The following is a 1,108-nucleotide window of genomic DNA, read 5'->3' on the forward strand; positions in this document are numbered from 1 at the left end:
TCGGCTAGGGCGCGTATCTGGTTGTGATCAATCTGTGGATTCGCCCCCGCGGCGAGGCCTGATCCGATAGATCAGGCTGTGTGACACGACAACAACTGACAGATTCGGAGTGGGAGTTCATCGGGCCGTACCTGCCGATCGGCGAGTACGGCCCGTACCCCGAGCGACTGCGCCAGCAGTTCGAGGGAGTGATCTGGCGGTTCAGGACGGGCGGGCAGTGGCGGGAGATGCCGAAGGAGTTCGGCGCCTGGTCGACCGTCTCCAACCGCTTCCGGCAGTGGCGGGACGCCGGCGTCTTCGAGGCCCTGCTGGAGGGCGTGATCGCGGAAGCCGCGAAGCGCGGCGAGGTGGACCTGTCCCTGGTCAGCGTCGACTCCACCACCGCCCGCGCTCACCACGACGCCGCCGGGATGCACCTTGACGAGGACGTCGTCACCGCCCTGGAGAAGGCCGCCGCCGAAGAGGAGAAGACCAGGTCAAAGGGGGCGACCACGAAGGACGAAACGGGCAGGACGCCGAAGCCGATCCCGAACGGGAAGAACGACGACGCATCCGGCGGCGGCACAAGGTCCGGCTGAAAGCCGCCCTGCTCGGACGCTCGAGGGGCGGGCAGACCAGCAAGATCCACGTCGCCGGCGACCGGAAGTGCCGCCCGCTGGCGTTTGTCCTGACCGCGGGGCAGGCCGCCGACAGCCCGCAGTTCATCCCCGTGCTCAAGAAAGTCCGGGTCCGCGGGCCCGTCGGCCGTCCCCGCACCTGCCCCGACGCGGTCGCCGGGGACAAGGCCTATTCGTCCCGCGGCAACCGGGCCTACCTGCACAGACGCGGCATCAAGGCGGTGATACCGGCAAAGAAGGACCAGGCCGCCAACCGGAAGAAGAAGGGCTCAAAGGGCGGCCGGCCCGTCAGTCACGACGCCGACCTCTACAAAGAACGGAACACCGTCGAGCGCCTCATCAACAAGCTCAAGGCCTGGCGGGGCATCGCCACCCGATATGACAAGACCCCGGACAGCTACCTCGCCGGCCTCCACCTACGCGCCTCGATGATCTGGATCAAAGACCTGGCCCGAGCCACCCCATTGATCACGACTCAATACGCGCCCTAG

General features: G+C 67.3%; 1 pseudogene. It reads left to right on the forward strand.

From position 1 onward, the window contains the following. Positions 1 to 80: 80 nt before the first annotated feature. Positions 81 to 1,108: pseudogene (locus tag ABTZ94_RS37655) on the forward strand (IS5 family transposase).

Origin of the sequence: Streptomyces sp. NPDC002785 (genome assembly GCF_040295565.1) — a bacterium.
GTDB lineage: Bacteria > Actinomycetota > Actinomycetes > Streptomycetales > Streptomycetaceae > Streptomyces.